The organism is Streptomyces sp. NBC_01381, from assembly GCF_026340305.1.
Lineage (GTDB): Bacteria > Actinomycetota > Actinomycetes > Streptomycetales > Streptomycetaceae > Streptomyces.
The window spans coordinates 158,413-184,060 of sequence record NZ_JAPEPI010000005.1; the positions used below are offsets into that span (position 1 = coordinate 158,413).

Annotated in this window: 24 protein-coding genes and 3 pseudogenes; 15 read left to right on the top strand and 12 right to left on the bottom strand. The window is 68.7% G+C overall.

What is annotated here, in order from left to right; all coding sequences use genetic code 11:
- The first annotated feature begins 125 nt into the window (after positions 1-125).
- The 3 genes from OG453_RS44210 (at position 126) to OG453_RS44220 (ending at position 4,976) form a co-directional block, all read left to right on the top strand.
- Positions 126-764, top strand: coding sequence for a transglycosylase SLT domain-containing protein (locus OG453_RS44210; RefSeq protein WP_266874480.1), 639 nt, complete (start codon positions 126-128; stop codon positions 762-764).
- Between the two features lie 796 nt (positions 765-1,560).
- The gene (locus OG453_RS44215; RefSeq protein ID WP_266874481.1) at positions 1,561-1,794 is read left to right on the top strand and encodes a hypothetical protein; all 234 of its coding nucleotides are present in this window, start codon (positions 1,561-1,563) and stop codon (positions 1,792-1,794) included.
- Positions 1,795-2,141: 347 nt separating this feature from the next.
- Positions 2,142-4,976: an AAA family ATPase gene (locus OG453_RS44220; RefSeq protein ID WP_266874482.1), complete on the top strand. Its 2,835-nt coding sequence runs from the start codon at positions 2,142-2,144 to the stop codon at positions 4,974-4,976.
- Between the two features lie 165 nt (positions 4,977-5,141).
- Here the strand turns inward: OG453_RS44220 and OG453_RS45470 are convergent.
- The 3 genes and pseudogenes from OG453_RS45470 to OG453_RS44230 form a co-directional block, all read right to left on the bottom strand.
- Positions 5,142-5,414 (bottom strand): annotated as a pseudogene (locus OG453_RS45470) (transposase); the annotation flags it as partial.
- Positions 5,415-5,578: 164 nt separating this feature from the next.
- Entirely contained in the window at positions 5,579-6,130 is a 552-nt protein-coding gene (locus tag OG453_RS44225; RefSeq protein WP_266874483.1) for a DUF6431 domain-containing protein, read from the bottom strand.
- Positions 6,131-6,536: 406 nt separating this feature from the next.
- On the bottom strand, positions 6,537-6,764 hold the full coding sequence (locus OG453_RS44230) for a helix-turn-helix domain-containing protein (protein ID WP_266874484.1): 228 nt from the start codon (positions 6,762-6,764) through the stop codon (positions 6,537-6,539).
- 557 nt (positions 6,765-7,321) lie between these two features.
- Between OG453_RS44230 and OG453_RS44235 the strand changes: the two genes are divergently transcribed.
- From OG453_RS44235 to mpaP, 3 genes are all read left to right on the top strand, one after another.
- The gene (locus OG453_RS44235; protein ID WP_266874485.1) at positions 7,322-7,672 is read left to right on the top strand and encodes a hypothetical protein; all 351 of its coding nucleotides are present in this window, start codon (positions 7,322-7,324) and stop codon (positions 7,670-7,672) included.
- Positions 7,673-7,867: 195 nt separating this feature from the next.
- Positions 7,868-8,131 (top strand): hypothetical protein, encoded by a 264-nt coding sequence (locus tag OG453_RS44240; RefSeq protein WP_266874486.1) that lies wholly within the window; start codon positions 7,868-7,870, stop codon positions 8,129-8,131.
- A gap of 290 nt (positions 8,132-8,421) precedes the next feature.
- A complete protein-coding gene (gene mpaP, locus OG453_RS44245) occupies positions 8,422-10,023 on the top strand; it encodes a daptide biosynthesis intramembrane metalloprotease (RefSeq protein ID WP_266874487.1) in 1,602 nt (533 codons plus the stop codon).
- A gap of 300 nt (positions 10,024-10,323) precedes the next feature.
- On the opposite strand, the gene OG453_RS44250 is transcribed toward mpaP, so the two are convergent.
- The 4 genes and pseudogenes from OG453_RS44250 to OG453_RS44265 form a co-directional block, all read right to left on the bottom strand.
- Complete coding sequence (locus OG453_RS44250; protein ID WP_266874488.1) at positions 10,324-10,770, bottom strand: hypothetical protein; 447 nt, start codon at positions 10,768-10,770, stop codon at positions 10,324-10,326.
- A 154-nt stretch (positions 10,771-10,924) separates the two neighbouring features.
- The gene (gene cdgB, locus OG453_RS44255) at positions 10,925-12,442 is read right to left on the bottom strand and encodes a diguanylate cyclase CdgB (RefSeq protein WP_266874509.1); all 1,518 of its coding nucleotides are present in this window, start codon (positions 12,440-12,442) and stop codon (positions 10,925-10,927) included.
- 105 nt (positions 12,443-12,547) lie between these two features.
- Positions 12,548-13,180: pseudogene (locus OG453_RS44260) on the bottom strand (caspase domain-containing protein); the annotation flags it as partial.
- 3 nt (positions 13,181-13,183) lie between these two features.
- The gene (locus tag OG453_RS44265) at positions 13,184-13,708 is read right to left on the bottom strand and encodes a hypothetical protein (RefSeq protein WP_266874489.1); all 525 of its coding nucleotides are present in this window, start codon (positions 13,706-13,708) and stop codon (positions 13,184-13,186) included.
- On the opposite strand from OG453_RS44265, the gene OG453_RS44270 reads away from it, so the two are divergent.
- Positions 13,676-14,557: an MFS transporter gene (locus OG453_RS44270; RefSeq protein ID WP_266874490.1), complete on the top strand. Its 882-nt coding sequence runs from the start codon at positions 13,676-13,678 to the stop codon at positions 14,555-14,557. The two genes, OG453_RS44265 and OG453_RS44270, sit on opposite strands and share 33 nt — an antisense overlap.
- A 1,045-nt stretch (positions 14,558-15,602) precedes the next feature.
- On the opposite strand, the gene OG453_RS44275 is transcribed toward OG453_RS44270, so the two are convergent.
- Entirely contained in the window at positions 15,603-15,884 is a 282-nt protein-coding gene (locus OG453_RS44275; RefSeq protein ID WP_266874491.1) for a hypothetical protein, read from the bottom strand.
- A 477-nt stretch (positions 15,885-16,361) separates the two neighbouring features.
- Positions 16,362-16,736, bottom strand: a complete 375-nt coding sequence (locus OG453_RS44280; protein WP_266874492.1) for a hypothetical protein — start codon at positions 16,734-16,736, stop codon at positions 16,362-16,364.
- A gap of 332 nt (positions 16,737-17,068) precedes the next feature.
- On the opposite strand from OG453_RS44280, the gene OG453_RS44285 reads away from it, so the two are divergent.
- The 4 genes from OG453_RS44285 (at position 17,069) to OG453_RS44300 (ending at position 20,483) form a co-directional block, all read left to right on the top strand.
- On the top strand, positions 17,069-17,548 hold the full coding sequence (locus tag OG453_RS44285; RefSeq protein ID WP_266874493.1) for a hypothetical protein: 480 nt from the start codon (positions 17,069-17,071) through the stop codon (positions 17,546-17,548).
- A gap of 209 nt (positions 17,549-17,757) precedes the next feature.
- Positions 17,758-19,806, top strand: a complete 2,049-nt coding sequence (locus OG453_RS44290; protein WP_266874494.1) for a tetratricopeptide repeat protein — start codon at positions 17,758-17,760, stop codon at positions 19,804-19,806.
- 84 nt (positions 19,807-19,890) lie between these two features.
- Positions 19,891-20,157 (top strand): NlpC/P60 family protein, encoded by a 267-nt coding sequence (locus tag OG453_RS44295; protein WP_323178755.1) that lies wholly within the window; start codon positions 19,891-19,893, stop codon positions 20,155-20,157.
- Between the two features lie 101 nt (positions 20,158-20,258).
- On the top strand, positions 20,259-20,483 hold the full coding sequence (locus tag OG453_RS44300) for a hypothetical protein (RefSeq protein ID WP_266874495.1): 225 nt from the start codon (positions 20,259-20,261) through the stop codon (positions 20,481-20,483).
- A gap of 42 nt (positions 20,484-20,525) precedes the next feature.
- Here the strand turns inward: OG453_RS44300 and OG453_RS44305 are convergent, their stop codons facing one another.
- The 3 genes and pseudogenes from OG453_RS44305 to OG453_RS44310 form a co-directional block, all read right to left on the bottom strand.
- Positions 20,526-21,032: a hypothetical protein gene (locus tag OG453_RS44305; RefSeq protein ID WP_266874496.1), complete on the bottom strand. Its 507-nt coding sequence runs from the start codon at positions 21,030-21,032 to the stop codon at positions 20,526-20,528.
- A 156-nt stretch (positions 21,033-21,188) separates the two neighbouring features.
- Positions 21,189-21,410 (bottom strand): annotated as a pseudogene (locus tag OG453_RS45300) (transposase); the annotation flags it as partial.
- 215 nt (positions 21,411-21,625) lie between these two features.
- Entirely contained in the window at positions 21,626-22,243 is a 618-nt protein-coding gene (locus OG453_RS44310; RefSeq protein WP_266874497.1) for a hypothetical protein, read from the bottom strand.
- 173 nt (positions 22,244-22,416) lie between these two features.
- On the opposite strand from OG453_RS44310, the gene OG453_RS44315 reads away from it, so the two are divergent.
- From OG453_RS44315 to OG453_RS44330, 4 genes are all read left to right on the top strand, one after another.
- Entirely contained in the window at positions 22,417-22,737 is a 321-nt protein-coding gene (locus tag OG453_RS44315) for a hypothetical protein (protein ID WP_266874498.1), read from the top strand.
- 856 nt (positions 22,738-23,593) lie between these two features.
- Positions 23,594-23,821: a hypothetical protein gene (locus OG453_RS44320; RefSeq protein WP_266874499.1), complete on the top strand. Its 228-nt coding sequence runs from the start codon at positions 23,594-23,596 to the stop codon at positions 23,819-23,821.
- Positions 23,822-24,408: 587 nt separating this feature from the next.
- Positions 24,409-24,948, top strand: a complete 540-nt coding sequence (locus OG453_RS44325) for an RNA polymerase sigma factor (RefSeq protein WP_266874500.1) — start codon at positions 24,409-24,411, stop codon at positions 24,946-24,948.
- 305 nt (positions 24,949-25,253) lie between these two features.
- The gene (locus tag OG453_RS44330; RefSeq protein ID WP_266874510.1) at positions 25,254-25,445 is read left to right on the top strand and encodes a cold-shock protein; all 192 of its coding nucleotides are present in this window, start codon (positions 25,254-25,256) and stop codon (positions 25,443-25,445) included.
- The last annotated feature ends 203 nt before the right edge of the window (positions 25,446-25,648 follow it).

A 25,648-nucleotide genomic window follows, 5' to 3' on the forward strand; every position in this document is an offset into this window, starting at 1 on the left:
GTGGCGGGTGATCGTGATGGCGGATCAACGCCGCGGCAGGCGAACCGCCACCTCTGTGGTGGGCCGCCCGGCAGTACCGCCCCCGCATCCGGGGTCACCAGCCGATCACCAGCCAAGGAATTGCCATGTCCCGTTGGACCGTCATCATCCCCACCTTCCGCTCGTTCACCCGGGGCCTCGTCGCCGGTGTGGGCGGGGCCGTGCTCGTCATTCCGGTGATCGGCGCGACTGCGGCCGCTGCCGCACCGGCATCGGTGCACACCGCCACTGCGGTCAAGGTCGCAGCGCCTGCCGTCGCGGCCGCCAGGCCGATCGCCGCGGCAGCCCCTGCCGGCCAGGCGAGTACTTCCCGGGACGCCGCGCCTGGCCGGGCCGACCGCTTCGTACGCCCGACCAGCCTCACCACCCAGAACACCGCTGCGGTGACGGACGTGTCGCCGTACACCAACAACCTCGACGGCTGGATCAAGCAGTCGCTGGACATCATGGCCAAGGACGGCATCCCGGGCACCTATGACGGCATCTACCGCAACGTCATGCGCGAGTCGTCGGGCAACCCCCTCGCCATCAACAACTGGGACTCCAACGCGGTGGCCGGAACGCCCTCCGAGGGACTCCTCCAGGTGATCCAGCCCACGTTCGCCGCCTTCCACGTCTCCGGTACGTCCATAGACCTCTACGACCCGGTCGCCAACATCACCGCCGCGTGCAACTACGCCGCCAAGACCTACGGGTCGATAGACAACGTCCACGGGGCCTACTGACCGACGTTCTCCGTTGCCACCAGACCCGGCGCGCCGGGTCTCCGCGTCGTCGGCGTAGTGAGCCCGTTGCAGCAGGCCGAGCAGGTGCTTGCCGGGCACTTCCCAGTCATTCCGCCGGGGTACCCAAACGGCACCGCGGGCTACTGCAGCGAAGTGTCCGGCGTCGCGCTCGACGCGTTCGACATCCCGGTGTTCACCGACATCCAGGTGTCGGGACGACCCTGCGGCGGTAGCCGCAGACGCCGCCGGCCCCGGCACCGTCTCGCACCTCCTGGCCGACGGCGGCGCAGGCTTCGCCCTCAGACAGTCAGGCGGCCGGGTATGCGCCGGGCTTGCCCCCGCCCCGGCCTGGTGGCCACGCCTTCAGCCCCGACCGGACACACCGGGTGTCGGTGACGCTGTCGGTAGTCGCCCCAGCCCCGCGGCGATCCGGTGACCCTGTCCTGGAATGCCTTCAGCGGCTGTCCAGGCATCTGCCCGGCGGCGCCCTGAAGACAGGCTCGCGCCCCGGGACGGGCCGTCACCAGGCCTGCGGGCCCGGCAGTCGATCGGCGTGTGCGTGTGCGGGGAGTGGATGGTGGTGACGGCGCCGCCACGACGGTGCCCGGGCGGCCCCACCGCGAATGCTACTGGCCGGTTTCTGGGTGAGGTGACCGATGTCTTGCCCCTCGGCGACGGGTGATCGTGATGACGGATCAAAGCCGCGGCAGGCGAACCGCCACCCCTGTACCAGGCTGCCCGGCAGCACCGCCCCCGCATCCGGGGTCACCATCCAGTCACCAGCCAAGGAGATGCCATGTCCCAGTGGACCGTCACCATCCCCACCTTCCGCATGATCGGCGCCGAGCCGGTGCACGGCACCCAGACCTGGATCGTGTCTGCCGACCTCCCGCAGCAGGCCCGCGATCTGGCCCTGGCGGCCGCCGCCACCGACGACGCCATGCGCCACCGGCGTGGAGCGGCGCTGGACACCACAGCCATCGACGTGGCCCCCCGGGAACGGGACGGCTCCCCGACCGCGTGCCTCTGACCGGGGGTGGTACACAGGAGAAGGTTTTCCCAGTCCAGCGGCAGACCTGAAACGGTTCACCCCTTTCCGACCCGCGCCCCAGACCGACAGCAGAGGCGAGCTGCCATGGACTGCTTCGACCAGATCACCGGCACATCGCGGTAGCGACGCCGCCATGCCTCTTTGAAGGGCCGGCGCGGCCCGCACACTCCGAGATCGGGCGACCCACCCCGGACACCGTCGTCATCCCGTGGTTCATACCGGGACGAAGGCGCTGGAGCGGGGGAATCACTCGATCGTCGACAGGCGGAATGCCCGACTGGCAGTTCCGGTATTTCCTGTATTCCTCAGTGATTGGGTTCGATACGTTGAATCGCCACGCGGAACGAGAGCTTCCTCCCTTCATCGGGCGGAGCGCCGAACTGGGCGCGCTGCAGGAGTTGTTGTCGGCGGCCGTCGGCGGCCACGCCTCGGTCGTCCTTCTCACCGGTGAGGCCGGCATCGGGAAGACCTCGCTGCTCGATGAGGTGGTGGCCGCGGCTGCAGGGCGCGGTATCACCGTGGGACGCGCCCGTGGTGCTGCGCTGGAGCGCGAGTTCGCCTTCGGTGTCGCCCGCCAGCTTTTCGGGGGACTGCTCGCGGAGACCGGCGACCCGCCGCGCGACGGCAGCTTCGACGCGCTGCCCGGCGCCCAGGCGAGCCTTGCGACCCATCACGCGCTGTACCGGCTGATGGGCTCGCTCGCCGGCCAAACCCCGCTGCTCCTGGCCGTCGATGATGCCCACCTCGCTGACGCCCCCTCCTTGCGCTTCCTGGCGTACGCGGTGCAGCGCTTCGCGGCGCTGCCCGTCCTGCTGGTCCTGTGCACGACGGAGGGCGAGCAGCCGCACGCCGAGGAACCGCTGCAGGACCTGGCCGCGGCGGCGCGGCCGATCCCGCTGGCGGCTCTGGAGCCCGACGAGGTCGCGCACTTGGTGCGGTGGGCGGTGGGCGACAGTGCCGATGAGGATCTCGTCCTGGCGTGCTGCGAGGTGACCGGGGGGAATCCGTTCCTGCTGGCCGAGCTGCTACGCACGCTGGAGCAGCGAGGCGGCCACCGGGCCGAGATCACCGCGCAGCATGTGCGCGGGCTGGGCTCGCCCGTGGTGGCGGAGCGCCTGCGGTCGCGGTTCAGGACATGCCCCGATGCCGCCACGCTGGCCCACGCCGTCGCCGTTCTCGGCGACCGGGCGGAATTCGGCCTCGCTTCGGAACTGGCCGGGCTCGACCTGGCCGCCGCGGCGCACGCCCTGGACACCCTGGTCGAGATGAAGGTGCTGCAGAACACCTACCCGCTGGCCTTCATCCACTCCTTCGTCCGCAACGCCGTACTGGAAGGCGCCCCCGCCGGCGCCCGGATCGCCGCGCACGCCAGGGCCGCGCAGCTGCTGCGCGGGGCCCAGGCGCCAGCCGAGCAGATCGCCGCCCACCTGCTGCATACGGGCAGCGTGGTACTGCCCTGGGCGGCCGACGTACTGTGCCGGGCCGCGCAGCTGGCCGAGGCGCGGGGCGCGCCCGACGCAGCCGCGACGTATCTGCAGCACGCCCTGCATCAGCCTCTGACGGCACAGCAGCACGCCGCTGTGCTGTGCGAGCTGGGCAGCGCGGAGCTCGCCTTCAACCCCACCACGGGCATCGCCCGGCTGCGATCAGCGCTGGACGGGGCGGCCGACGCGCACGAGGCCGCGCGGGTGGCGATCAGCCTCGTCCCCGCGCTGTGCATGGTCTCCGCGCACGAGGAGGCCGTTGACGTGGCCGACGCCGTGCTCGCCGGACTCGACCCGGACGACCGTGACCTCACCTGGGCGCTGGGCTCGATGGCGATGGCGTCGCAGTTCCTGCGGATGGAGACGGTGGCCGACGCCCATGCGCGGATCGAGCGGCTGGCGACGGAGGTGCCCGACCGACCCGACCTGCAGAGGTCCCGGCTGGCGTTCCTGGCCGCGATCAAGGGCTGGCACGGCGAGTCGCGCGAGGAAGTCGTGCGGTTCACGCGCCAGGCGCTGGCCAGAGCGGATGGGCTCTTCTTCCGCCCGCCCGGCTACTACTCGCTGTACGCACTGGCCCGCACCGACGATTCTGGGGCCATCGAGGAGTGCTACGCGGTGGGCGACCGCATCGCCCGGGAGTGCGGCTCGCCGCGGGCCGGCGCCGTCATGGCGGTGGCCCACGGGCTGCAGTCGTTCGCCTCCGGGGACCTGGCGGAAGCCGCCACTCGTTTCTCGGCCGCCCTGCGGACCTTCGAGGATTGCGGCACTGTCCTTGAGACCGACACCGACGCGATGCCGTGCATCGCCTGGCTCGTCGACGTCCTCGTGGCGGCCGGGCGGGTGGATGAGGCAGGGGAGTTGCTGTCCCGGTGCGGCCTGCTGACGAGCAGGCTCCCCGAACTCCTCCACCACAACTTCGTCCTGTGCGCCAGGGGCGGACTGCGGATCGCGCAGGGCGATCTGCACGGCGCCATCGAGGACTTGGAGGAGTGCGGCCGCCGAGCCGAGGTGTGGCAGCTGCGTAACCCTGCCGCGCTCCCCTGGAGGTCGCGGGCCGCCGCGGCCTACACCGCACTCGGCCGCCACGAGCGCGCCCGGGAGCTGGCCGAGGCCGAGCTGCACGACGCCCGGCGATGGGGGACACCCCGCGCCATCGGCGTCGCCCTGCACACACTGGGCACGGCGGTCGGCGGCGACGAGGGGGCCGAACTGCTCACCGAGGCCGTGACGGCTCTGGAAACCTCGCCCTCCCGGCTCGCCCTGGCCGCAGCCCTGCTGGACTCCGGCGCTCTCGCCCAGGCACAAGGCCGCCCGGAGGCCGCCCGCACCGCGCTGCGCCGGTCGGCCGACCTGGCCCGTGAGCGCGGGGCCGAGCCGGTCGCGGCCCAGGCAGAGGAGTACCTGGCCCAACTCGCCCCGGACCCACGCGAGATACGCGGACCGGCCCCGCACGGCCTCACCCGGCAGGAGCACCGGGTGGCCCTGATGGCCAAGCACGGCCTGACGAACCGGCAGATAGCCGAGCAACTGTGCGTCACACTGCGGGCCGTGGAGTTCCACCTGTCCGGCGCCTACCGCAAGCTCGGAGTCAAGCGCGACGGCCTGGCCGCCATGCTGCTGCCAGACAGCCACAGCCACAGCCGCCCCAGCCTCAGCGCGCTCAGCGCCGCCTGACGCGGGGCCCGCGAGCGCGCGGGCCCCCGGGGCGGGCGTGTAAGTAGCCCTGGATTCGGTGGGATTGGCGTTTGCGGCGGCGGAGGAAGCCCGGGTCTCGTGGGCGAGGTCGTCTGCTGAGCGGGCGCGTGCGGCGTGGACGGTGCGTTTGCTGTCGGCGTTGAGGAGCTCGCCGGGGTTGTATCCGGGCATCAGGTGCAGCTCGATCCGCTCGGTGTGGTCGGCGAGCCAGGCTAGGACGGCGTTGCTACGGTGGACCGGATGCCCCTCGGCGATCACGTGGACCTTCCGTCGGGTCTGCCGGGCGAGCCGGTCGAGGAAGACGGTGAACACCTTCGCCGTCACCTTGTCCGGCTGCCGACGGTAGGAGCGGCGGGCCGGGCGCTGCGGCGTGAAGCCGTGCCGGCGCAGCCACGTGCCCACCCCCTGCCCGGTCATGGTGACACCGACATCCGGATCAGCTCAGCGACTGTTGCCCGACGCTTACGGTGAGCACGAGGACGACGTTCACCGTGGGGACGTAGAGGCGGCCTTCGTTCACTCGGTGAGGTGACGTGTCGTCATCACGGTGTCGGCTCCGTGTGCTTGCTGTCGCGGGTTGTTCACGCGGGCGTGAGGAGCCGGCCGCCGGTGACCAAGACGACGGCGCCCCACGGATCGGTGGAGGCCCATGAGGCGTGCTGCTCCTGGGCGACGCGGGCGGCCTCCCCCAGGACGTCGAGGGCCTCGGCCAGCTCGGTGGCCCGGGGCTGGAACGGTCCGGCGTCCGGGGTGAGTCGGTAGGCGTAGATCATGCCGTGGCGGCTCCAGAACGCGGCGCGTGCTCTCGCGCGGCGGAGCCAGCCGCGGACGGTCGTCGCTGGCCGGTGCCGCCGCTCGGCGATGCGGCGGTGGCCGTGCCCGGCGACGTGGTCCAGGAGAGCGGCGGCGATGGTGTGCACGCTGTCCGCGCGCCTGAGCAGGCAGTACGGCGGCAGCAGCACGTGTGTGGTGCGGCAGGAGGGGCAGCGGGCCCGCCTCGGCCGCAGCCGCCGGAGGCCGCCTTCGGGCAGCCGGATCGCGCGCTCCCGGGCGTAGCCCCACGGGCGCAGGGGCGCGTCGCAGGCCGGGCAAGGCGGCAGTGCACTCGTCTCGGACTCCGCCACGACGATCACGAACAGGTGCCTCCCGCATCCCACCAGCGTCACCACGACCACGCCGCCCGCGCCAGGGGCAACTCGTGTTGCTGGCTCCCCATGCGGTCGATCATCCAGTCCGGACTGGTACCCACCTCACCCGAACGAAGACCGGCGACACGACGTCGACGACGAACAGCACGACCGACAAGGGCGGTCTGGGGAAGGCGGGTTGATGTGCACGGTGTCGTCGCGCACGAACGTCAACATGACGCACTCTGGCCGTGGCCACCATGAACGTCGCCAACCTCCGAGCACGTACTCATGCTGAGCGTCGCCCAACAAGCGACCAGCGACCGGGTCCACATCGGGCCGCCGGTCAGCAGCTGCCCGGCCGTGTAGTCGGCCATCGCCTGGAACAGCACCGCACGGTCCTCGCCACCGGTCAACTCACCGGGCCGGAGCGGGACTTGACCGGCGCTGCCGGAGATTCCCCGCCCGCGGCCTTGAACGTGCGCCACCAAGTGCCCACGGACCTCTCCGACACCCCGAACACCTCGGCCGCCTGCCGGTACGTCCGCACCTGCCCCGACTCCAGCACGGCCACCACCCGCAGCCGCACCACCTCCTGCGCGGCAGGCCCCAGGCGCCGCGCACCCCCAACCTCGATCACACACCCTCAACGAGCAGAGCAACCAGACAGTTCCGGTCCAGTAACTGTCCCCGACAGAGCCCATGGACGCCTCAACTCCGGCTCCTATCAGACGAGTTGTGAGCCTGACCGATGTGTGTTGGGCAGGTCCTCTCATGAGTCCCATCTGACCCACTGTCAGCATCCGTCGCATCTCCGGGGAACCTCAGTCTGTCCTGCCCCGGTACCCAAGGGACGAACCAGTGGCGCAACTGTCCGTGCCGCCTGATATCGGCCCTGGCCTGATCGTTCCCGCACCGGGAGACCGCACGAGGCGGGCAGGGGCGGGAGGCGGACCGCCGAGGAACCCGGTGGATCTCTCCCGGCCCCTGGAACGGCCCGCCCACTGCGGGCGGTACCGAAGGGCGACGGCGGGCGGGCCTCTCAATTCCCTGTGGTGCGCACCGTAGGGACACACGAACCGGGGCCAGGCAGGCTTCAAGCATGAGTCGACAAAGCGACTCTGATCCACCGCCTACGAGCACGGAAGCAGCACCCCTGCACTAGGCAATCCACACCACAGACATAGGGAGAACACCATGCAGCACACCAACATCATCACCGACCGCGCCGTCTTCCTGGGCGTTGACGAGCTGGAGACGCTGGACGCACCGGACGCGTCGGACGGATCGTTCGAGTCGGCCGCACCGGCCGCACCGGCCGCACCGGCCGCGCCGTCGTGGACCTGGAACGGGGTCGCGCAGGACACGGTGACGGCCTCTGAAGGTGTCGGCAACGTCCTCAGTGGTGGCCAGACGTTCCAGCAGGGGGTGAACGCGGGCAACCAGCTGCAGGAGGCTCAGGGTGCCGCAACCGCCGCCAAGGGCTTCGGGCAGCTCGGGCAGGTGGCCGCCGACATCTGGAACCAGCTCCCCGGCACCGGCAGCTGACGGCCGGCTGGCCGGGGCGGGTGGGGCGCTCTCTGTGTCCTGCCCGCCCCGGCGCCGCCAGCCGTCACCGGCGGCACCGCAGCCATCAGCACAGACGCCCGGTGCCCCTACCCGCAGGTTCTGCCCCCGTAGCACGGGGACCTGTTTCGGGCCCGGCACCACGCAATCCACATCACAGAAATTAGGGAGAACACCATGCAGCACACCAACACCAACACCATCACCGACCGTGCCGTGCTCCTGGGCGTTGACGAACTGGAGACGCTGGACGCACCCATCATTGACCCCAACCCGGCCTTCTGCCCCTCCTGGTTCAGCCCCTCCTGGTTCAGCCCTGAGCGTGGGCCAGTCACTGAGAAGTTCCCTACGGTCGGCGACCCGTTCTGCCAGCCGGGCAACTTCGACCACCTCTTCAACAAGCTCGACTTCCACGACCACCTCACCAAGGTGGCCTTCTGAACCGCCTGACTCATCGCCGGGCCGGTCGGGCACAGCGTCCCGTTGTTTCGGACTGTGCCCGCCCGGCCCGGCCTGTCGTGCTCGCCCTGCTGCCTCTTCCGTTAAGGACTGCCATGCCCGCGACTGCCTCCTCCCGCCCTCTTACTCCCACCCCCGCCTCCGCCTCCGCTGTTCCTGCGCCCGCGCCCGCGTGCCCTCCCCCCGCAGCCCCCGCCGCACCTGCACCCGGGCAGTCGGCTATCCCGGACCGGGTCGAGCGTGTGCTGGCGATGCCTGCGCGGCGTGAGGGCATGGAGATTGCACAGAAGGACGGGTACGACCATGCGGTGGTGAGTCTGCCCGGGGGCCGCTATTTGCGGCTGGGGCGGGATGCCGCGCTGCTGCTGGCAGATCTCGACGGCACACGGTGCCGTGAGGAGGTCCTGGCCCAGTGGTCCACCGAGGTGGGCGAGGACAGCGCGGTGCGGCTGCTGGAGAAGTTGTGCGCGCTCGGGCTGCTTGAGGACCCTGACGGTCCGCCTCCCGTGCGCGAGCGTGCCTTTGTCTACCGCAAGCCTTTGTCGTTCCAGTTCACGCTGGTGCGCCCGCGGCGCCTGACGGGGGTCCTGCGGGTGCTCGGCGGTGTGCTGGCCCGGCGCCCGTTCCCCCAGTTGTATCTGGCGCTGCTGGCCGCCGGGGCGGTGGCGGTGGCCGTCGGCCACCGCGGCCTGGCCCACGCGGTCAGCACGCCGGTCTCGCTGGGCACCGTGTTCCAGGTCTGGGCGGTCATGCTCGTGGTCGGTGCGGTGCACGAGTTGGGGCATGCCACGGCGCTGACCCGTTTCGGCGGCCGGCCCCGGCGGATCGGCGTCATGCTGTTCTACCTGGTCCCTGCCTTCTTCTGTGATGTCTCGGCGGGGTGGAAACTGGCTGATCGCGGGCAGCGGATACGCGTGGCACTGTCCGGTGTCGTGGTGAACGCCGGCGTGGCGGCCGGCGCGGCGATTGCCGCGGCGCTCAGCGCGGGGGAGACGGCCGCGTTCTGGTGGCTGCTGACCTGTTACAACGTGATCAGCACGGTGTTCAACCTGCTGCCGTTCGTCAAGCTCGACGGGTACCTGGCCCTGATGGGCCGGGTGGACGTGCCGTTCCTGCGCGACAAGGCGATCGGCGATGCGCGCGGGTGGCTGGGCCGGGTCCTGTACGGGCACCCGCGCGACGAAAAGAGACTGGACCGGCCGTGGACAGTGCCGTTCGGGCTGGCCGCGATGGCCTTCCCCGTGGCCTGGATGGGGTTCCTGCTCACCCGGATCCTGATCGTGCCCTCGATCCTGTCGTGGGGGATCGCCGGGGCGGTGCTGTGGCTGCTGCTCGTGACGGTGACAGCCGGCCGCCTGCTCTACGGCACCGCCCGTATCGCGTTCCCGCGCCGCGGCCAGAGCCGGCGCGCGAGCCGGGGCCGCAGGCTGCTGGGGCTGGGCGTGGTGGCCGCGGCCGTGGGCACGCTGCTGTGCGCGGTGCCGGTCGACGGCACCGCCACGGCGGGATACGTGCTCCTCGACGGCCGGCCCGTGCTGGCGATGCCCACCGCCGGCGGCGCGGTCCACGCCATCCACCCCGGCGAGACGGTGCAGCTGCGCTCGCTGGGAATGATAGCCAGGCCGGTGGTGGCCACCGCCGTGGTCGACAGCCCGCCCAGCACACCGGTGCAGGTGCCCTCGGCCGCCTACAGCGCCGTCAAGAGCGGCTCCGGGCACACCGAAGCCGTGCTCTACCGGCTGCGCGAGGTCCACGGTCACCCCTTGCCCAGGGGCGGCAGGGCCACCGTGAACACCGGAACCACCACCCTCGCCAGCCGCCTCGCCGACACCTACCTGCTGCCGCCGCTGCGCCTGCTGACCGGCCTGGGATAAGCCCGCCCGCCCGCGCGGGCCGCCTGGCGGGCCGCGGCGAAGTACAGACGGCCGGGGCGCCGCCGGCGGCCACCGAACGCCAGCACGCCTCAAGGGCTTGGGCCAGTGACAAGTCAGCCGGTGCGCCATCGACCACAACTCGGCCGGCACGTCGGGTGCCAACGCCTGAGGACACGCCCGGCACCTCGCAGGTCGGACAGTCGAACTGCTCGATGGCGGCGGCCGGTTCGGGGAGCTGGGACATGTGGCAGAAGCCACCCAAAGACCTACTGGGGCTGGACCACGCAAGAATGGACCCGTCTACTCGGCCGCACCCAGGCCGAGTTCCGCCAGCGCGCACCCGCCTGGGCCGGGGACGAAGTCCGCCCCTACCTCGCGGCGCACGCCTATCTCCTCGGTTCCTTCAACGAGTTCCACCAGCTCGGCAGCTTCCAACGCCTCACTCTGTCCTGGCGGATCTTCGGACGCGACCGCGTCACCAGCGAGATCTCCCGGGTCCGCACGGTCCTTGGCGCCTGGGGCTACCAGCTGGGCCAGGACGACGACACGCTGCTGCCGTCGGTCGCCTGCCAGCTGTTTCTGCCCAACCACAGCCCACACCTGGACGACATGGACACCGCGCTGTTCGACCGGGTCCGCCGCGAACGGCTGCTGGAGGGTGCCCGGCTGAACACCCTGCACGCTCTGCAACGGGCAGTCGCCGAGCTCGGTTTCTGCGATCCACCACTGCAGAGCACCGGTCGTCACTCGGCGCGGGCCACCGGCGGCGCCAAGATCTGGGAACAGTGGGCCGACCGCCGGCACGACACCTTCACCCTCACCCCGCGCGTCCGTGGCAGCATCCGCTCCACCCTCCTGCGGGTCGGGCGGAGCCGACGCCGCGTCAGGTTGGCTGGCGATGTTAGGTATGTGACCGTTTCTCGATGTGCATCCGTTCGTCGGCGGTTTTGAGTACGTCGTCTGCGGTCATGCCGCAGCGGGCCCATGCGATGCCGAAGCTGGCGCCGACCCGGAGCGCTTGCACGTCGATGCGGATCGGCGAGATGATCGCGTTCCGCATTCGGACGGCGAGGTCCTGGGCGCCGGTACGGCCGAGCCCGTCGGCCAGGACGGCGAACTTGCCACCGCGGAGCCTGGCGACCGTGTTCTCGTCGTGTGTGCCGCTGGTGAGCCGCCTGGCTACCTCGATGAGGACGGCGTCGCCGGTGTGGTCCCCGAAGCGGTCGTTGATCGATTTGAAGCCGTCGAGGTCGCAGATGAGGACGGCGAGGCCTTTGCCGTCCTCGTTGCCGAGTTCTTCGGGTGAGGTCAGGTGTCTGTGTGAGAGGGCGCCGTCTTCCGGGTCTGCGTCAGCAGGATCGTCCGGGTCGCTGCACAGTCGTGCGCTCAGGTGGCTGCGCAGTTCGGTGATGTTGGGCAGGTCCGTGAGTGCGTCGTGGCTGACCTGATGGAGTAGTTGGAGCTCGCGGAGTTTGCGTTCTTCGATGTCTTCGACGTGGGTGAGGAGGAAGCGGGGTCCGTCGGCGGCGTCGGCGACGACGGAGTTGCGCAGGGACACCCAGACGTACGTCCCGTCGCGCCGTCCGAGGCGCAGCTCGGCGCGGCCGCCCTCGGCGGAGGTGCGCAGGAGGGTGTCGATGTCCTCGGGGTGGACGAGGTCGGAGAAGGTGTAGCGGCGCATCGCGGTCGCGGGGCGGCCCAGGAGACGGCACAGGGCGTCGTTGGTGCGCAGGATGCGGCCGTGTTGGTCGCCGCCCATCTCGGCGATGGCCATGCCGGAGGGTGCGTACTCGAAGGCCTGCCGGAAACTCTCCTCGCTGGCCCGCATCGCCTTCTGCTCACGCTCCAGGTGCACCAGGGCGCGCTGCATGTTGGCGCGGAGGCGGGCGTTGCTGATCGCGATGGCGGCCTGGAAGACGTAGGTCTGCAGTGCCTCGCGTTGTTCTGGGCCGGGCCTGCGGCCGTTGCGGGGGCGGTCCACGGAGATCACGCCGAACAATTCGCTGCCGTTGGCGCCGGTGATGTACATGGGGCCGAAGAGCCGGTCCGCAGGATCCCACGCATTCTCTAGATAGCGCGCGGGGCGATCGCTCGTGGGCCATTGCGGGATGTCGTCTGCGTCGCAGGCGGGGGCCGAGGTGTGCGGTATGTAGCACAGTGCGCCCCAGTCCTCCGCTATGGAGAGCCTCTTCTCCCAGGCGTTGCGGGAGCCGACGCGGCCGGTGATGAGGGCTTCGGTTGCGGGGTCGCCGGCGAAGGAGGCGACGACGAGATCGCCGTCAGGACGCACAAGATGGACGCAGGCCAGCTCAAAGCCGAGGCTGTTGACGATGCCGTCGGCGACAGTCTGCAGCGTGTCCGCGAGGCTCCGGGCCGTGTGCAGTTCCTCGAAGGCCTCCTGCAGGCGGTAGGTCTCCATTTCCTCGTGCACGTAGGCAGTGTTCTTGACGAAAGCCGTACGGCCTACCTGGTTGCGGCCCAGACACTGGGGGTCGGGCCGGCCCTGGCGCTTCAGGATGGACTGCATGCCCAAAAAGACGGTGTCCAGGTCGAGGAGCTCCGGCGCATCGGCCATCCCGTCGCTCAGCACGCGCACGAGAGCGCCGGTGAACGCGGTGTAGGAGTCACCCGGTGGGGCCAGCGCGAGAGCGTTCTCCGCGGCGGCCGCGAGGACGTACGTGCCTTCCGCCTCGGCCAGTTCCACCATGCTGGAGCCGGAGGACTGCACGCCCATGGCGCGTGCGCTGAAGCAGCAGTCGAGAATGACAATGCACCGCTGGGCTGCGCTTGCCGACAGCCCCATGCGCACCCAGTCGTAGGGGAACGCTGTGGAGTGGACTGATCGCTTGTCGCTGTCGGGCATGGCCAGATGAAGGCGGCCCTTGAGATCAAGCAGTCCGTGCCCGGCGTAGTACAGCAGCAACGTGTCCGACGCTGCGCGCGCTGTGCGGAAGATGGCCTCGTCAACCTCCCGCATCGAGACAGGGTTGAGCAGCTGGTGGCAGCGGGAGGCGCCAAGGCCCCATACGTCGTCGGAGAAGAGATCGACGAGAGTGGACAGGTTGCGGCCCACGGCCGGCAGGTCTTCCAGGGAATCGAACTTGTCCACGCCAATGAAAAGTGCTTGGGACCTGGAGGCCACAGGAAGCCTGGACATGCTCTACTCCCCGCCGAGCAATTGCTCCACCAACCGCTGCGCCTCGTCCGGCGGTACACCGGTGATCGTCACCTTGCTGCCGTTCTCGAGCTCCACCGTGATGGTCGGCTCTTGGGGCCGCGTGGTGCGCCACGACACGATGGATACCGCTAGTGAGGCGGCACTGAAGCTACCGGTTAATGCAAGCGAGACCAGGTCGAGCACACTTCCCTGCTGGCCGGGCCGCGGCTGTGCCGAGGACGTGAGTTCAATGCGCCCTGCACTGCGCATATTTCGGTCCAAGCGAAGCCAATCGTGGAGGGACCTTGCGTCGTCCTCGACGGTGTCGCCTGCGATCTGGAACGTAACCTGCAAGTCCCCACCCCACTCTGGCAATTCCATCGAGCCGTCAGCATAGGGCTGGACGCTTCGACGCTGCGAGGTGTCCTGCTCGGGTGTGGAGTCCAGTGGCAGGACCCGCAGTTCGCCAGCCTGCGGGCCATCTGGTCGAGCTTGATGCCGGACAAGCAACACCTGCAGAGCATCCACGCACTGGACTCGATCGTCGAAGAACTCACCTTCGTGGCCACTCCGTTGCTGGGAACTGCGGCCATGGCCCTCATCGATGCCCGCTGGGTGACTGCCCTCGGCGCCCTGCTGCTTTTGCCTGCCGCGCTCGGGCTCACCTCCGTCCTGCGAGGCCTGCCCCCAGCCGAAGAGACCACTGCGCCCAGTACCGAGGCCAAGGTTCGACACCGGTCGCTCATCAGGACCAGAAACGGGCAAGGCATCACGGTGCCAGTCATCGCCCTTGGCCTGTGCGGCGGCGGTCTGACCGTCATCATCCCGGCCGCCACCGCTGACTTCGCCGACGTCATCTCCTCCGGCTACTCCTTTGCCGCCTTCTCGCTGGGCGGCGCCGTCGGCGGACTCGCCTACGGACGCAGAAAATGGACCGCGACCCTACGCGCCCGCTACTCGATCGCCACCGCTGCACTGGCGGTCGGTGCGATACTCCTGGCCGCGCTATCCGCCTCGCCCCTCACCATCCTGGCCGTCTTCTGCGTCGGCCTCCCCATGACGCCGATCTTCGTCATCGCCTACCTCCTCGTCGACGAACGCATCGACACCCCCCCCCGCCACGCAGAAGCCAACGCCTGGCTCGGATCTGGATACAACCTGGGATCCGCATCCGGCGCGGCACTGGGAGGGCAACTGCTCGCCCTCACCGGGCCCCGGCTCGTGGCCGTCACATTGGCAGCGGTCGCGGCCGTCGCGGCGGCCATCGCCCACCGTCTCCCGGACGCGCCTGGTCTGCCCACGGACTCCGCACCGGCACCAGAATCAGAACCTGGGAAGGCCATTGATGGCATAGCCCCGGCAAGCGGAGATCTTTAAGGACTCAGCCGAGAGCGATCGCCGGGGCGGACCTGACGGCGGGCGTCCGGACCGTGCCCGGCCATGGCGGTGCGTCGCCAGGGCCCTGTTTCGAACACGGGAGGGGGCAATAGGGCGGGGGCAAGCACGGTGCGACGGGTGGTGCTCGGCTGGGGTAGAGGGATCGGCGTGTGCAGCGGGCTGGTGAAGGAGCGTGTGATCGGCGCCGCTGGGAGTCTGGGCGGGGTTTGCCGGGCTGTGGACGAGGAGAACCCGAGGAATTGCCACATCGCGTCATCCCGGCGGAACACGGCACGCTGGGCCGACTGCTTGAGGGGGAAGGAGGCGAGTGCGAGCACGTTGGACTTGCCCCTGTTCACGCCGCCCCAGACGACGGGGTAACGCCCGCCGGTGGCTAGGTAGACCGACGCTGCGCGCGGGTGTGGAACTGCCGGTGATGAGGGGAGCCACTGACTCAGCCGCCGCGTCCTGAAATCGTGCTGCCACTGAGGTACTTGGGCGAAGGAGGCGGCCTCGGAGAACTCGGTCGGTTGGTCCAGGTAGTCGTGGAATCGGTAGGGCCGCCGCTTCCCGTTCTTGTGGGGAGGGCTCGGCGGCTTCGACGTCGTCCCGGCGCGTTGGCCCGCCCGGTGCGCGGCTTGCCTGCAGCGGTCACTGCAGTACCGGCGAGGGCGGCCCAGGCGCTTGCGGGGGAAGGGCGGTGCCGTGCAGCCGGGCCGCTCACAGCGGTGCACCGGCACTTCCTTGATGCCCTCCCACACAACGGGGGAGTGCCGCGGGCCGAAGCGGTCCGTCAGTTCCTGGCGGAGTAGATGGCCGTGCTCTGAGTCGCGCAGCTTCTCCAGCATCTTGGAGATCAAGTAGTGCATAGCGCCGGTGGTTACGCCCATCTGATGGGCCAGTTGTTCAGGAGGGGCCCCGTGGAGGAAGTCGAGGACGAGGCGTCGCTCGGATGCGTTGAGGACCTTTCGCAGGGCGCGGCCGAGGACATCCTCGCCCGCATGCCGTCCCACTGGGTCTCGGTCCGGACCGAATCCGCGATGCTTCACTGTGCCGTCCCCTCCCTGCCTGCCGTGTCCTCCAGCGGTGACGAGCCGCTGGATACGGCGTACTGCCCTGCGGGAACCCCTGCTCTCCGCCGCAGCCGCGCTGCGCCGGTGAGGCCAACCAGTGTCCTACCACTGGATTCCAGCATCTGCGGCAGATCTTCCGAGCGGCCCCGGCGCATCGCCTGCTCGGCGATGCGCCCATGGATCACCAGCGCCGCCAGGCCGGTCAGAGCCAGCAGGACTGGGGCTAGGACCACGGCCAGTACGAGAGTTGACACCGTGCACCTTCCTTCCTAGTTCGGAAACGCCGTTGGCCCCCGACACAGACGTGTCGGGGGCCAACGGCAACAAGAGGAACGAAAAAAGGCCCCGCCGTCAGGCAGGGCCGCTGGCACAGACACAGATCTGTCCGCACCAACGGCACCATAGCGGTTCCCACGCATCTCTGGGGCCCACGCTGTTCAGAGTTCGGTGTTCCCGCAGGTCAGGAGTGGGGCAGAAGAGAGGGCAAACCGATCGCAGTTTCGTGACACCCTCGAATCCGCGGGCGGTTCCCTGCCACCTGTGTCGCAGGAGCAGAAGCCGCGTCTGAACCCCTGATCTGTGATGTTGCGCGAGGGAGGGTGGTGCTTCGCTTCGTCCGGGGAGACGAACCCGAAGCCCTCCCGCTCACGGGCTGTACCAGCTATGGCCTTTGGTGAAGGCGCGCACGCTCCGTGTCGGCCAACACCCCTAGCTGTTCCCCCCCTCTTGGGTCAGGGGGTGCGTTGGTGGAGGGGTTGGGTGCGCAGGGTGGGGAGCCACTGGGTGGGGAGGGCGCCTTCGGCCCGGAAGAGGGTGGCGAGTTCAGGTACGGACAGGTTCGCGAGTCCGAGGGCCCGAGCAGCGGTCCAGGCCCGGATGATCTTGTCGAACAGGGTGAGGACGTCACCGGGGTGGACGAGGTAGACGTGTGGCTCGGCGAGGGCGCGGGCGCTGCGTTTGGGTGTGACGAGCAGGCAGACCGAGTCGCTGGGGGCGGGTGCGTTGCGCTCGGTGGCGGTGAAGCGCAGATGGGCGCCGGCTTGGCGGACGTTGTCCGCGCCGACTTGCCGCGTGGGGCTGGCTTCGCTTTTGGCTTCCCAGATCACCCATTGAGGTTGCGGTTCTCCGCGACCCTACGCATCCCCGGAACGAACGCCGGTGGCGTTCATTTCTGGGGCGACGGTAGGAAACCATCCCTGGGCCATCCAGTTTTCCCTGCGGCCGGGCGCTGCCGGGGCCGTGAGAGCTGACGACTCACTGCGGGCAGGCGGACCGTCATCTCGGATGGAGGTGTTGGTGGGCAAGTCAGGTTTCCCGGTCTCGAGTTCGTGGTGGTAGGACTGCGTCGAGGCGGATCCGTGCGGTGCTCGGCTCGGTAGGCTCTTCTTGGAATGATTGCGGGACTCGTCTCCTTACGGATCGTGCTGAGGAGGGCATCGTGCTGCCAGAGGCGTTGATGGTGGTGGCTTCTGCGGCCGGGACAGCGGTGGTGCAGGCGGCTGGGACTGACGCCTGGGTCGGGTTGCGTGCACGGGTGTCGCGGGTCTTCAGCCGGGGTGACGCAGCGGCTGCCCTGGTGGTTTTGGAGCGTTTGGATCGGACGGCCGCGGCGCTGGATGCTGGCGGTTTGGAGGAGATCACGCAGGTGCGTTCCCGTCTGGAAGCGTCCTGGCAGGCCCGGTTCGAGGATCTGCTGGAGACCTTGGACGAGACCGACCGCCTGGTGGTGGCCGAGCAGCTGCGTGAACTGGTGGTGCTGCCCCCCGAGGGCGCCGGCGGGGCCTGGGCCGGTGACGCCGGACTGGCGATCTCGGGGAACGTCGAGATCCGCGCCGAGGGCGGGAGCGTGGCCAGTGGCGTCGTCCATGGGGATATCAGCATGGGAGACCCTTCCCAGCCGGGCCCGGGAAGGGACTGACCGCGTCCGGCGCAGAACAGACCCCGATCATCAGCACGCAGTCCTCGCTCTACGCGCAGAGCGGTGGACTAGCCGTCGGCCACGCCAAGACGGTGACGCAGTACGCCGCCCCCCGGCCCTCTCTGCCCTGGCCCCGCTGGGTGGGCGTGGTTCCCCGGCAGGCGGACTGCTTCCAGTCCCGCGACGTCGCTGACGCTGTGAAGCGGGCGATGGCCGAAGCCGGGGCGGCGTCACCCTGCCAGGTCCTGTCGGGGGCGGGTGGGGTCGGCAAGACCCAGATTGCCGCCCATCTGGCCCGCAGGATCTGGGAATCACAGACGGTGGACCTTCTGCTCTGGGCCACCGCGAGCAGCAAAGACATGCTCGTGAGCACCTACGCCGAAGCCGCACTGGCCGTCGCCGACCCCGACGCTGCGCATCGCTTCGAGGGTGACGCTCCCGAGAAGGCAGCCGCCCATTTCCTGGCCTGGGCACAGAACACCGACCGGCGCTGGCTGATCGTGCTGGACGACGTCAGCGACCCGGCCAACCTGAGCGGCTTGGCCGGCCAGCTCGACCTGTGGCCCCCTTCGTGCCCGCAGGGACACACTGTCGTCACCACCCGCCGCCGGGATGCCGCCCTTCCAGGCCGCCGCATCGACGTGGGCGCGTTCACCCCGGACGAAGCACGCGCCTACCTGACCGACAAACTCGATGCCGCACACCGCCAGGACAACCCTGAGCACATCACCGGACTCGCCCGCGACCTCGGCCATCTGCCACTGGCCCTGGCCCAGGCCGTCACCTACCTCATCGACCTCCACCTGGACTGCGCCGACTACCGTCTCCGGCTGGCCGACCGCACCCGCACCCTGGGCGACCTGGTCCCCGAAGAGGGCGCGCTGCCCGACGCTCACCGCACGACCATCGCCGCCACCTGGTCCCTGTCCGTCGACCACGCCGACCGGCTGCGGCCCAAGGGGCTGGCCCGTCCCATGCTGCACCTGGCCAGCCTGCTAGACCCCAACGGCATCCCCGTAGCCGTCCTCACCAGCCCGGCGGCCCTGTCCTACCTCACCGAGCACCGCGCACGAGACGACAGCAGCGATCTCACCTCAAGCAGAACCCTCGTGGACCCGGAAGACGCGTTCGCCGCCCTGCGTTGCCTGCACCGGCTCAGCCTTGCGGACCACACTCCCGACGCCGCCCTCCCCGCGGTGCGTGTCCACAGCCTCATCCAACGGGCCACTCGCGAAGCCCTACCCCCTGACGCACGGGATCCCCTCGCAGTCGCCTGCGCGGACGCCCTCGTCGGCGCCTGGCCCGAAATCCAACGGGACGCTGCCCTCGCCCAGGTTCTGCGCGCCAACGCCGACACACTGATCGCCCAGGCCCACAGCGCACTGTGGAAGACCGACGCCCACCCCCTCCTCATCCAAACCGGAACCAGCCTCTCGGAGGCCGGACTCCTCGCCGCAGCGCTCACCTACTTCCGCGATCTGTCCACCGCAGCACAGCATCATCTCGGCCTCGACCACACGGACACCTTCACCATCCGCCGCTACCTCACCGACCTTCAAGCCATGTCTGGGGACATGAACGGCGCCCGGGCCACACTGTCCGAACTGCTCGACGCCCAACTGCGGGTGCGCGGTCCGGATGACCCGGGCACACTGGCCACTCGCAGTGAGCTTGCCCGTTGGCAGGCGCATGCAGGAGAACCGGCCGCTGCTGTCCAGGCCTTCGAGGTCCTGTTGACCCACTCAGCGCGGGTGCTCGGGCCTGATCACCCGCAGAGCTTGGTGATCCGTTTGAACATTGCGAACTTTACGGGGGAGGCGGGTGATGCGGCGGCTGCCCTTGCAGGGTGCGAGGAACTGCTGGCCGACACCGTGCGCATCTACGGTCCTCACCATCACCGGACTTTGGCCGTTCGCTTCCACCTCGCCATTTGGACAGGGGAGGCAGGGGACCCAGGGGGTGCCGTAACGGCCTTCGCAGAGCTGGTCGGCGACTATCTGCAGACATTCGGGCCGGATTACCCCTACACACTGGTCATGCGTCGCAACTTCGCAGTCTGGCAGCGAGAAGCAGGAGATCCGGCCGGCGCCGTTGCCACCCTTGAAGAGCTGCTGCCCGACCAACTGCGCGTTCTAGGACCCGACCACCCTTGGGTCCTCAACGCCCAGACGAAGCTGGCTCACTGGCAAGAAGAGGATCGGGACCCTCCTCATACTCCGGAACGTGGCCTTGAGAGGGAAGAGTTGGACGGCTCGTGATGCCTGTATACCTCTTCCGCACCGCCATTTCGATCAGCCAGCGCCGTCCGAAGTACGGCCTGGTTGGCGCTCAGGGGGGCCGGTATGCCCCCTACGGCGAAGTCACTGCGCCCCGGCGACTTGGTCTTCACCAAGGGCAGCGCCGCCCGGCCTGAACACGTCGCCATGGTGATCGGCGGGGGCCTGGTCGTGCCCGCTCCCCGGCCGGGCCGTGTCGTCGAGGTAGCCGAAGTGGCCACGCACGGCAACATCTTGGTTGTGCGCGCGTTGTCTAGCCCCTTCACCTCATGGTCGAGCCGCTCTGCTCCGGTGAGCAGAGCGGAGTGCCTCGCGGCGTCGCACTGCCCTTAGGGGTACGTCGCATCGGTCCGGATGTCACGGATCGGGGCTTGCATCCACTTCCTAGTAGACGCGGCGCACAGGGCGCTGCAAGGGTGTTGAGGAGGGATGGGGTGACTGAGACCGTCATCGGGTTGGTGGGCCTCGCATCTCTGGCACTGCTGCGATTGCTGTACCAGTGGGTGGGCGGGCGCATCCGTGTCCAACTGGTCCGGCTGCGCCAGCAGGGGACCAGCGAACGGGTCTGCTCCCTGCCGCCGGGCAGCGTGCTCACCGAACGCCGGGCCGACGAAGAACTACACATCCAGGTTGGCCCGGGCGAGGACGCCCGTGGTTGACCGTGATATCCACAGAGCTCGCACGGAGCTGAGTGCCAGCTCTTAATCTTCATGCGACACACCGAGGTCGTGGCGCATAGCGGTTCTCATAGTTCGGCGCATCTCCCAGACCTCGTACTGGGCCTGGGCCGCGGTCTCCATCGTTTCGCCTGGTTCGGGGGCACCGCGTTCGAGGCGCTTGACCTGGCCGTAGACCTTGTTCAGGGCTTGGTTGACGACACTCGCTCGCCTGAGTACTTCTTCGGGGGCGATCATCTGTGCTTCGGAGTATCGATCGCGCTGCGCGTTCTTCGTCTCATCGAGTGCGTCGCTGTCGGCCTCCTCCACGCTGGGTTCCCTCTTGACGTGCAGGTGGCGGTTGAGAGCGGTGGTGAACTGCCGAGTATCCCGGTTGAGTTCCACATAGCAGGTGCGTCGCAGCGAACGGTTCTCGCGGACCTCCTCATGGTCTCGAACGAGTTCTATCTCCAGGCGCTTCGCTCGTTCGGAGCCGCGCTGGGTGAGCGCCCCTCCCAGGGTTCCGGCGACGCCTGCGACAGCGATGATCACTGAGCTGAGATCCATCGACGTACCCCGTGAATTTCTTCGGGCTTCGTGCCCGCTGCACATGGCCCAGGCCGTCAAGTTTGCCGCTCCTCGGTGCGCCGGGGTTGGTGCCCTTCTTGTGGTGGGCGGGGCGGCTGTATGCCTCGCCGGTGGCAGGGCTCTGCCCACGTCATGACGGATGGCCGGGCGGCGGTTCTTCGAACCCGGCGGCCGACCAGGTCCGGGGCGAGACGGTTTCGGTGCACTGGCCGGGGAGCCGGTCTTCGTGCACAGGTTCCTGAACTCCCTGCGAACCCGGGTGGGCGTGAGCCTGTTCGGCGGGGCTGGTTTCTCCCAGGGGCGCCGGAGATCGGTGGCCAGCGGCCGCGCGAGCCGGAGCCGGGCCCTGATCACCCGGGCCACGCAAACCATGATGACCCGCCGCTTGCCCCGACCGACCTGTTCGGTTCACCGAACCCTCAGCACCGTAGCCTCTTCCGAATCCACGCCACCCCGGTTTCATCCTGCAACGACGTAAGCCCTGTCTCCTGCTCCAGCTCTTTGCAGGCTGAGCCCGCCCGGATGTACCCACACCGCCCGCGCGACCTTGCCCGCCACTAATCGCGAGCGGATTCGGCTCCAACGGAGGTTCGTGCGGCCGCAAGAGCAGCGACGCGATCTCCGAGGTTGGGAATCAGGTCAATTACTCCGAGGTCTTCGCGTAGGGCATCTCGCAGGAGCAAAACCGCCTCTGACACCGGCCCACGAAGCCAATTCAGTGCCGGATCGGCGGAACGACGAGGATCATCGACAAGCGCAAGATGCCGAACGAGCGCGTATCCGTGTCCCAGGCAACGATTAGCCTCTTCGATCACCTGGAGAGGGCGCTGTGGCAGCACCATCTGAGCCTGGGCGTATTGCTGCCGGTATGCCTCCCGAGCCGCATCGATGCTCGCCAGTACCTGCTGGTCTACCAACTCACCGCGCTGGAACAACAACGCCACGTCGCGTTCCAGCGACCGATAGATGCGAGCCGTGCTGTTCAACGCCGCATACAAGTCACGTTTCTCCTTGCGTTCCTGGTCACAGCGCTCTTCCTCGCGTATGCGCCGATCCCTCTCGGCTTGCTCCTTGGCATCCTGTCGGTGCGCTTGCTGACTCAGCCATGGGGCGCCCATCGTGCCTGCGACACCGACAATTGCCACTACCAGAGCTGTCACGCTGGCATCCACCATCGAGCCCCCCGAGTCCTTACACCTGACATTTTGAGGATGGGCATGGTGATGGATCCGGCGCAACCGACGACCCCCGACGTACGGCCGAACTGCGTGGGCGACCCGCCCACTGCAACCGTGACACGGAGCCCAGTCCGCTGGAACGCAGAGACGAAGAACGGCTCGTCAACGCCATGAACGGAAAAGAGATCGTCTACACCAAAGACACTCTGAACGCCGACGGGAACTTGAACATCAGTCTCGGCGACTCGTACAGATCGGCTATCGCCGCGCCCGTGTACGCCGGAAACGAACCCCAAGGGATCCTGCTGATCGACGCGCCGGAGGCCAAGCAGTTGACGAAGAAGCATGTGCGCGAGTCCTACATTCGCGCCATCACGCATCTTCTGGGCACCGCGCATGCGATGGGGGAAAGCGAGAACGGAAGGGGTGTGCCCCGACAGCCGGGCCGCGGACAGAACGGTAAGGCTACCCCAACTCCGGGTAAGGAGTAGTGAGATGCACGAACTGGCCCGACACCAAGCAGACAGATCTAGCGTGCTGAGTGGCCGGCACATTGTTCCGGGGGGATGGCATGCCTGAACACGAAACAGAGATCATCGAGTCAGGGCGAGCTTGGATGGCTGGCAAGGTGCCCAGCGACGAGTACTTCTCCAAAGTGGTGGCGTCCACGGCTGTCACCCCGGGCGGTGGCATACTGACCGCGCTGCGCACCCTGGCCTCAACGCTCGCGAACTGGTTGCGGAAAGACCCATAGCAACCGGCCCGGGCAGAGCGATGGTGCAGCGCGCGGGTGCGGTTCGCTCGAGAGCGGACCGCCATAGGGCCTCACGGTTGTCGGCCCGGCACCGCACCGGGCGACGGGACGCCACTGCCCCGATGCCCGTCGGCGTGGAGGCCCTTTGGCCATGCAGCGGCCGGAATGCGCTGCGTCCCGCCTGGCGTCGGGCTGGGACCGGCCGCGCGTCCGGCGCGGCTCGCTGTAGAGGTGCCCCCGGCCGGGCTGTGCTTTCTCCTCAGCTTCCTCGGCTGTGCCGTGGCGGCCGCCCTCTACGGGGAGGCTGGGAGAGGTTGGCGCTGTCCAGACACAGGGTTACGCGGCGCTGGACCCAGCTGGGGCCGTGAGGACTGCGCAGCACCTCGAGCGTCATTGCCCCGCCACGAGACGCGCAGTAGGAAGCGGCTGATCTCGTTCTTCTGCCTCGTTGGAGGGCATGGCGCTCACGGGACCCTCCATTCGCAGAACTTGGCCACGAGGACTGGAACCGCACGCGACTGCATCCTTTGGGTTACTGCGTTTTCGTCCCTGTGGAGGACGATCTTGCGGCACCGCCGCGAAAGAGTTGGCCCGTGCGAACCACCATCGGATACACCGCCGAAAGCATCGGCTACGTCGTAGGAGCCCAGGGGCTTGTCAGCTTCGCTTCGCAGACCCTCTTCGGCACGGAGTGGGGCTGGCTGCACAATGTGGTCGACCTTCCGTCCACCGCTTACCTCGGCATCGTCGCCGTGGGGCTGGCGCTCATCGTCGGCGGGGTGAAGACGCGCAAGACGCCCCAGAGCCAGAAGGTCGCCTGACCGGCGGGCCTTTCAGCCCGCGACCAGCGAAACGGCCGCCCCGGCGCCACATCCTCGAACCCGGCCGTCACACATCCACCTGCCTGATTGGCTGCGAGGACGCACTCATCCTGGAGAGGGACCGTGTCGTCAGCGTCCTCCGACGCTGACGACTAGCAGTCGAGCGTCTGCGGCAGCGCGCACCTGGGCGAAGGCGTAGACGATTCATGGTTGGCGAATCGGCGCCTCACGGGTGCCACACGGGCGATTGCCGACCCGGATGTCAGAGTTTCGGGCTCCCCCGGCACCTATCTGTGTCGGCGGGAGCGTCCCGCCGGCAAGAAGGGTGGGGTGCATCGTGTGGGACAGCACCGCTGTCGGTCCCCTCGTGACCGCGTTGATATGCACAGCCGGATACTCGATCCGGTTGCTGCTGGCCCGGCTGGATTTGCGTAGCGTGCCGAAGAAGGCCCGGATCGTGGAGGAAGGGCGCGTCGGCCGTATCGAAGCGCTCGGTGAAGGTGGTTTCCTCCTTGAGCACGAAACGGCGGGGGAGCACGTGATCGTGTGCCGGCAAGGCAAGAGGGGAGGGCGGCAGAGTGGACCGCATGGGGCAAGCTGCTGAGTCGCAGAAGCAGGCTGCGAAATGGGCCGAGGTCGGCAACTCCTACGAGCAGGACAAGCCGTACATCATCCGCTTCCTGCTGCGCCAGGGAGCGACCTTCGAGGAAGCGCAGGATGCCTCGCATACGGCTTTCTTAGAGTTCTACCGGTCGTCCGCGCCTGTGGCGCGACCCCGGGCGTGGCTGCGCACTGTGGCACTGCGCGCGTTCTACCGCCAGGCCGTAGAGCCTTGCGAGAGGCTGGAGCAGGACATGGAGGAGCAGTGGAGCGCTTCCTTGGTCGACTGGCATACGCCGCTCGAGGCCGTGGAACTGACCGAGCAGCAACGCCAGGTCTTCTCTGCCCTGGTCCAACTCCCGTTCAAGCAGCGCAGCGTGATGGCCTGGCACCTTGACGGCTTCTGCACGGCGGAGATCGCTGATGAGATGAACATGGCCCAGCCAGCCGTGCTGCAGAACCTCTCCCGGGCGCGCCGCACGCTGAAGGAGCAACTCGGAATCACCAGTCGGGAGGATGCGCGATGAGCCTGCACCATCGTGCTCCGGGAGACGAGGAACTCAACGCTCTCCTCGGCGACATGGACGAAGCCCTGCTGGCCGCAGTCGAACGCCGGCACGCGACCGTTCCCCGATCTGCCGACTCTGCGGATGGCGAACTGGACGGCTTACTGGCCGCAACGGACGACGCCGTCTTGGGAGCGGTGAACAACCGCACTGCCCGGTATGAGCCAAGGGGCGGCAGCGGGCCGGACAATGCTACTGAAGGTGGCGCTGACGCTGATGCTCGGCAGACGCCGTTCTTCTCGGGTGGTCAGAGCGTCACCGGCACGGTGAAGTGGTACAACGCGGAGAAGGGGTACGGCTTCATCGAGGTGGACGGAGGCCCCGACGTCTTTGTGCACTACAGTGCGATTCAGATGGACGGCTACCGAACCCTTGAAGAGGGGCAGCGGGTCCAGTTCGAGATCTCACAAGGGCAGAAGGGGCCGCAAGCAGCTGAGGTTCGGCATCTGACGTCGTGACCGCGGAGTGAGGGCCCGGTTGGGTGAGCAGCCAGTTGTCGACGGGTACAGGCTTGCCCGTACGCCTCTGAGGTCTTTGGTGTGATGCGGGAAGTGCACTGCTGACCTGCAGTCCCTGAGCTTGAGTTTGGACCTCTGCCTGGTTCGCCGCCGCACGGCTCCCTGCACCACAAGGCCCGCGGGCATGGTCACGGCTGGGCCCT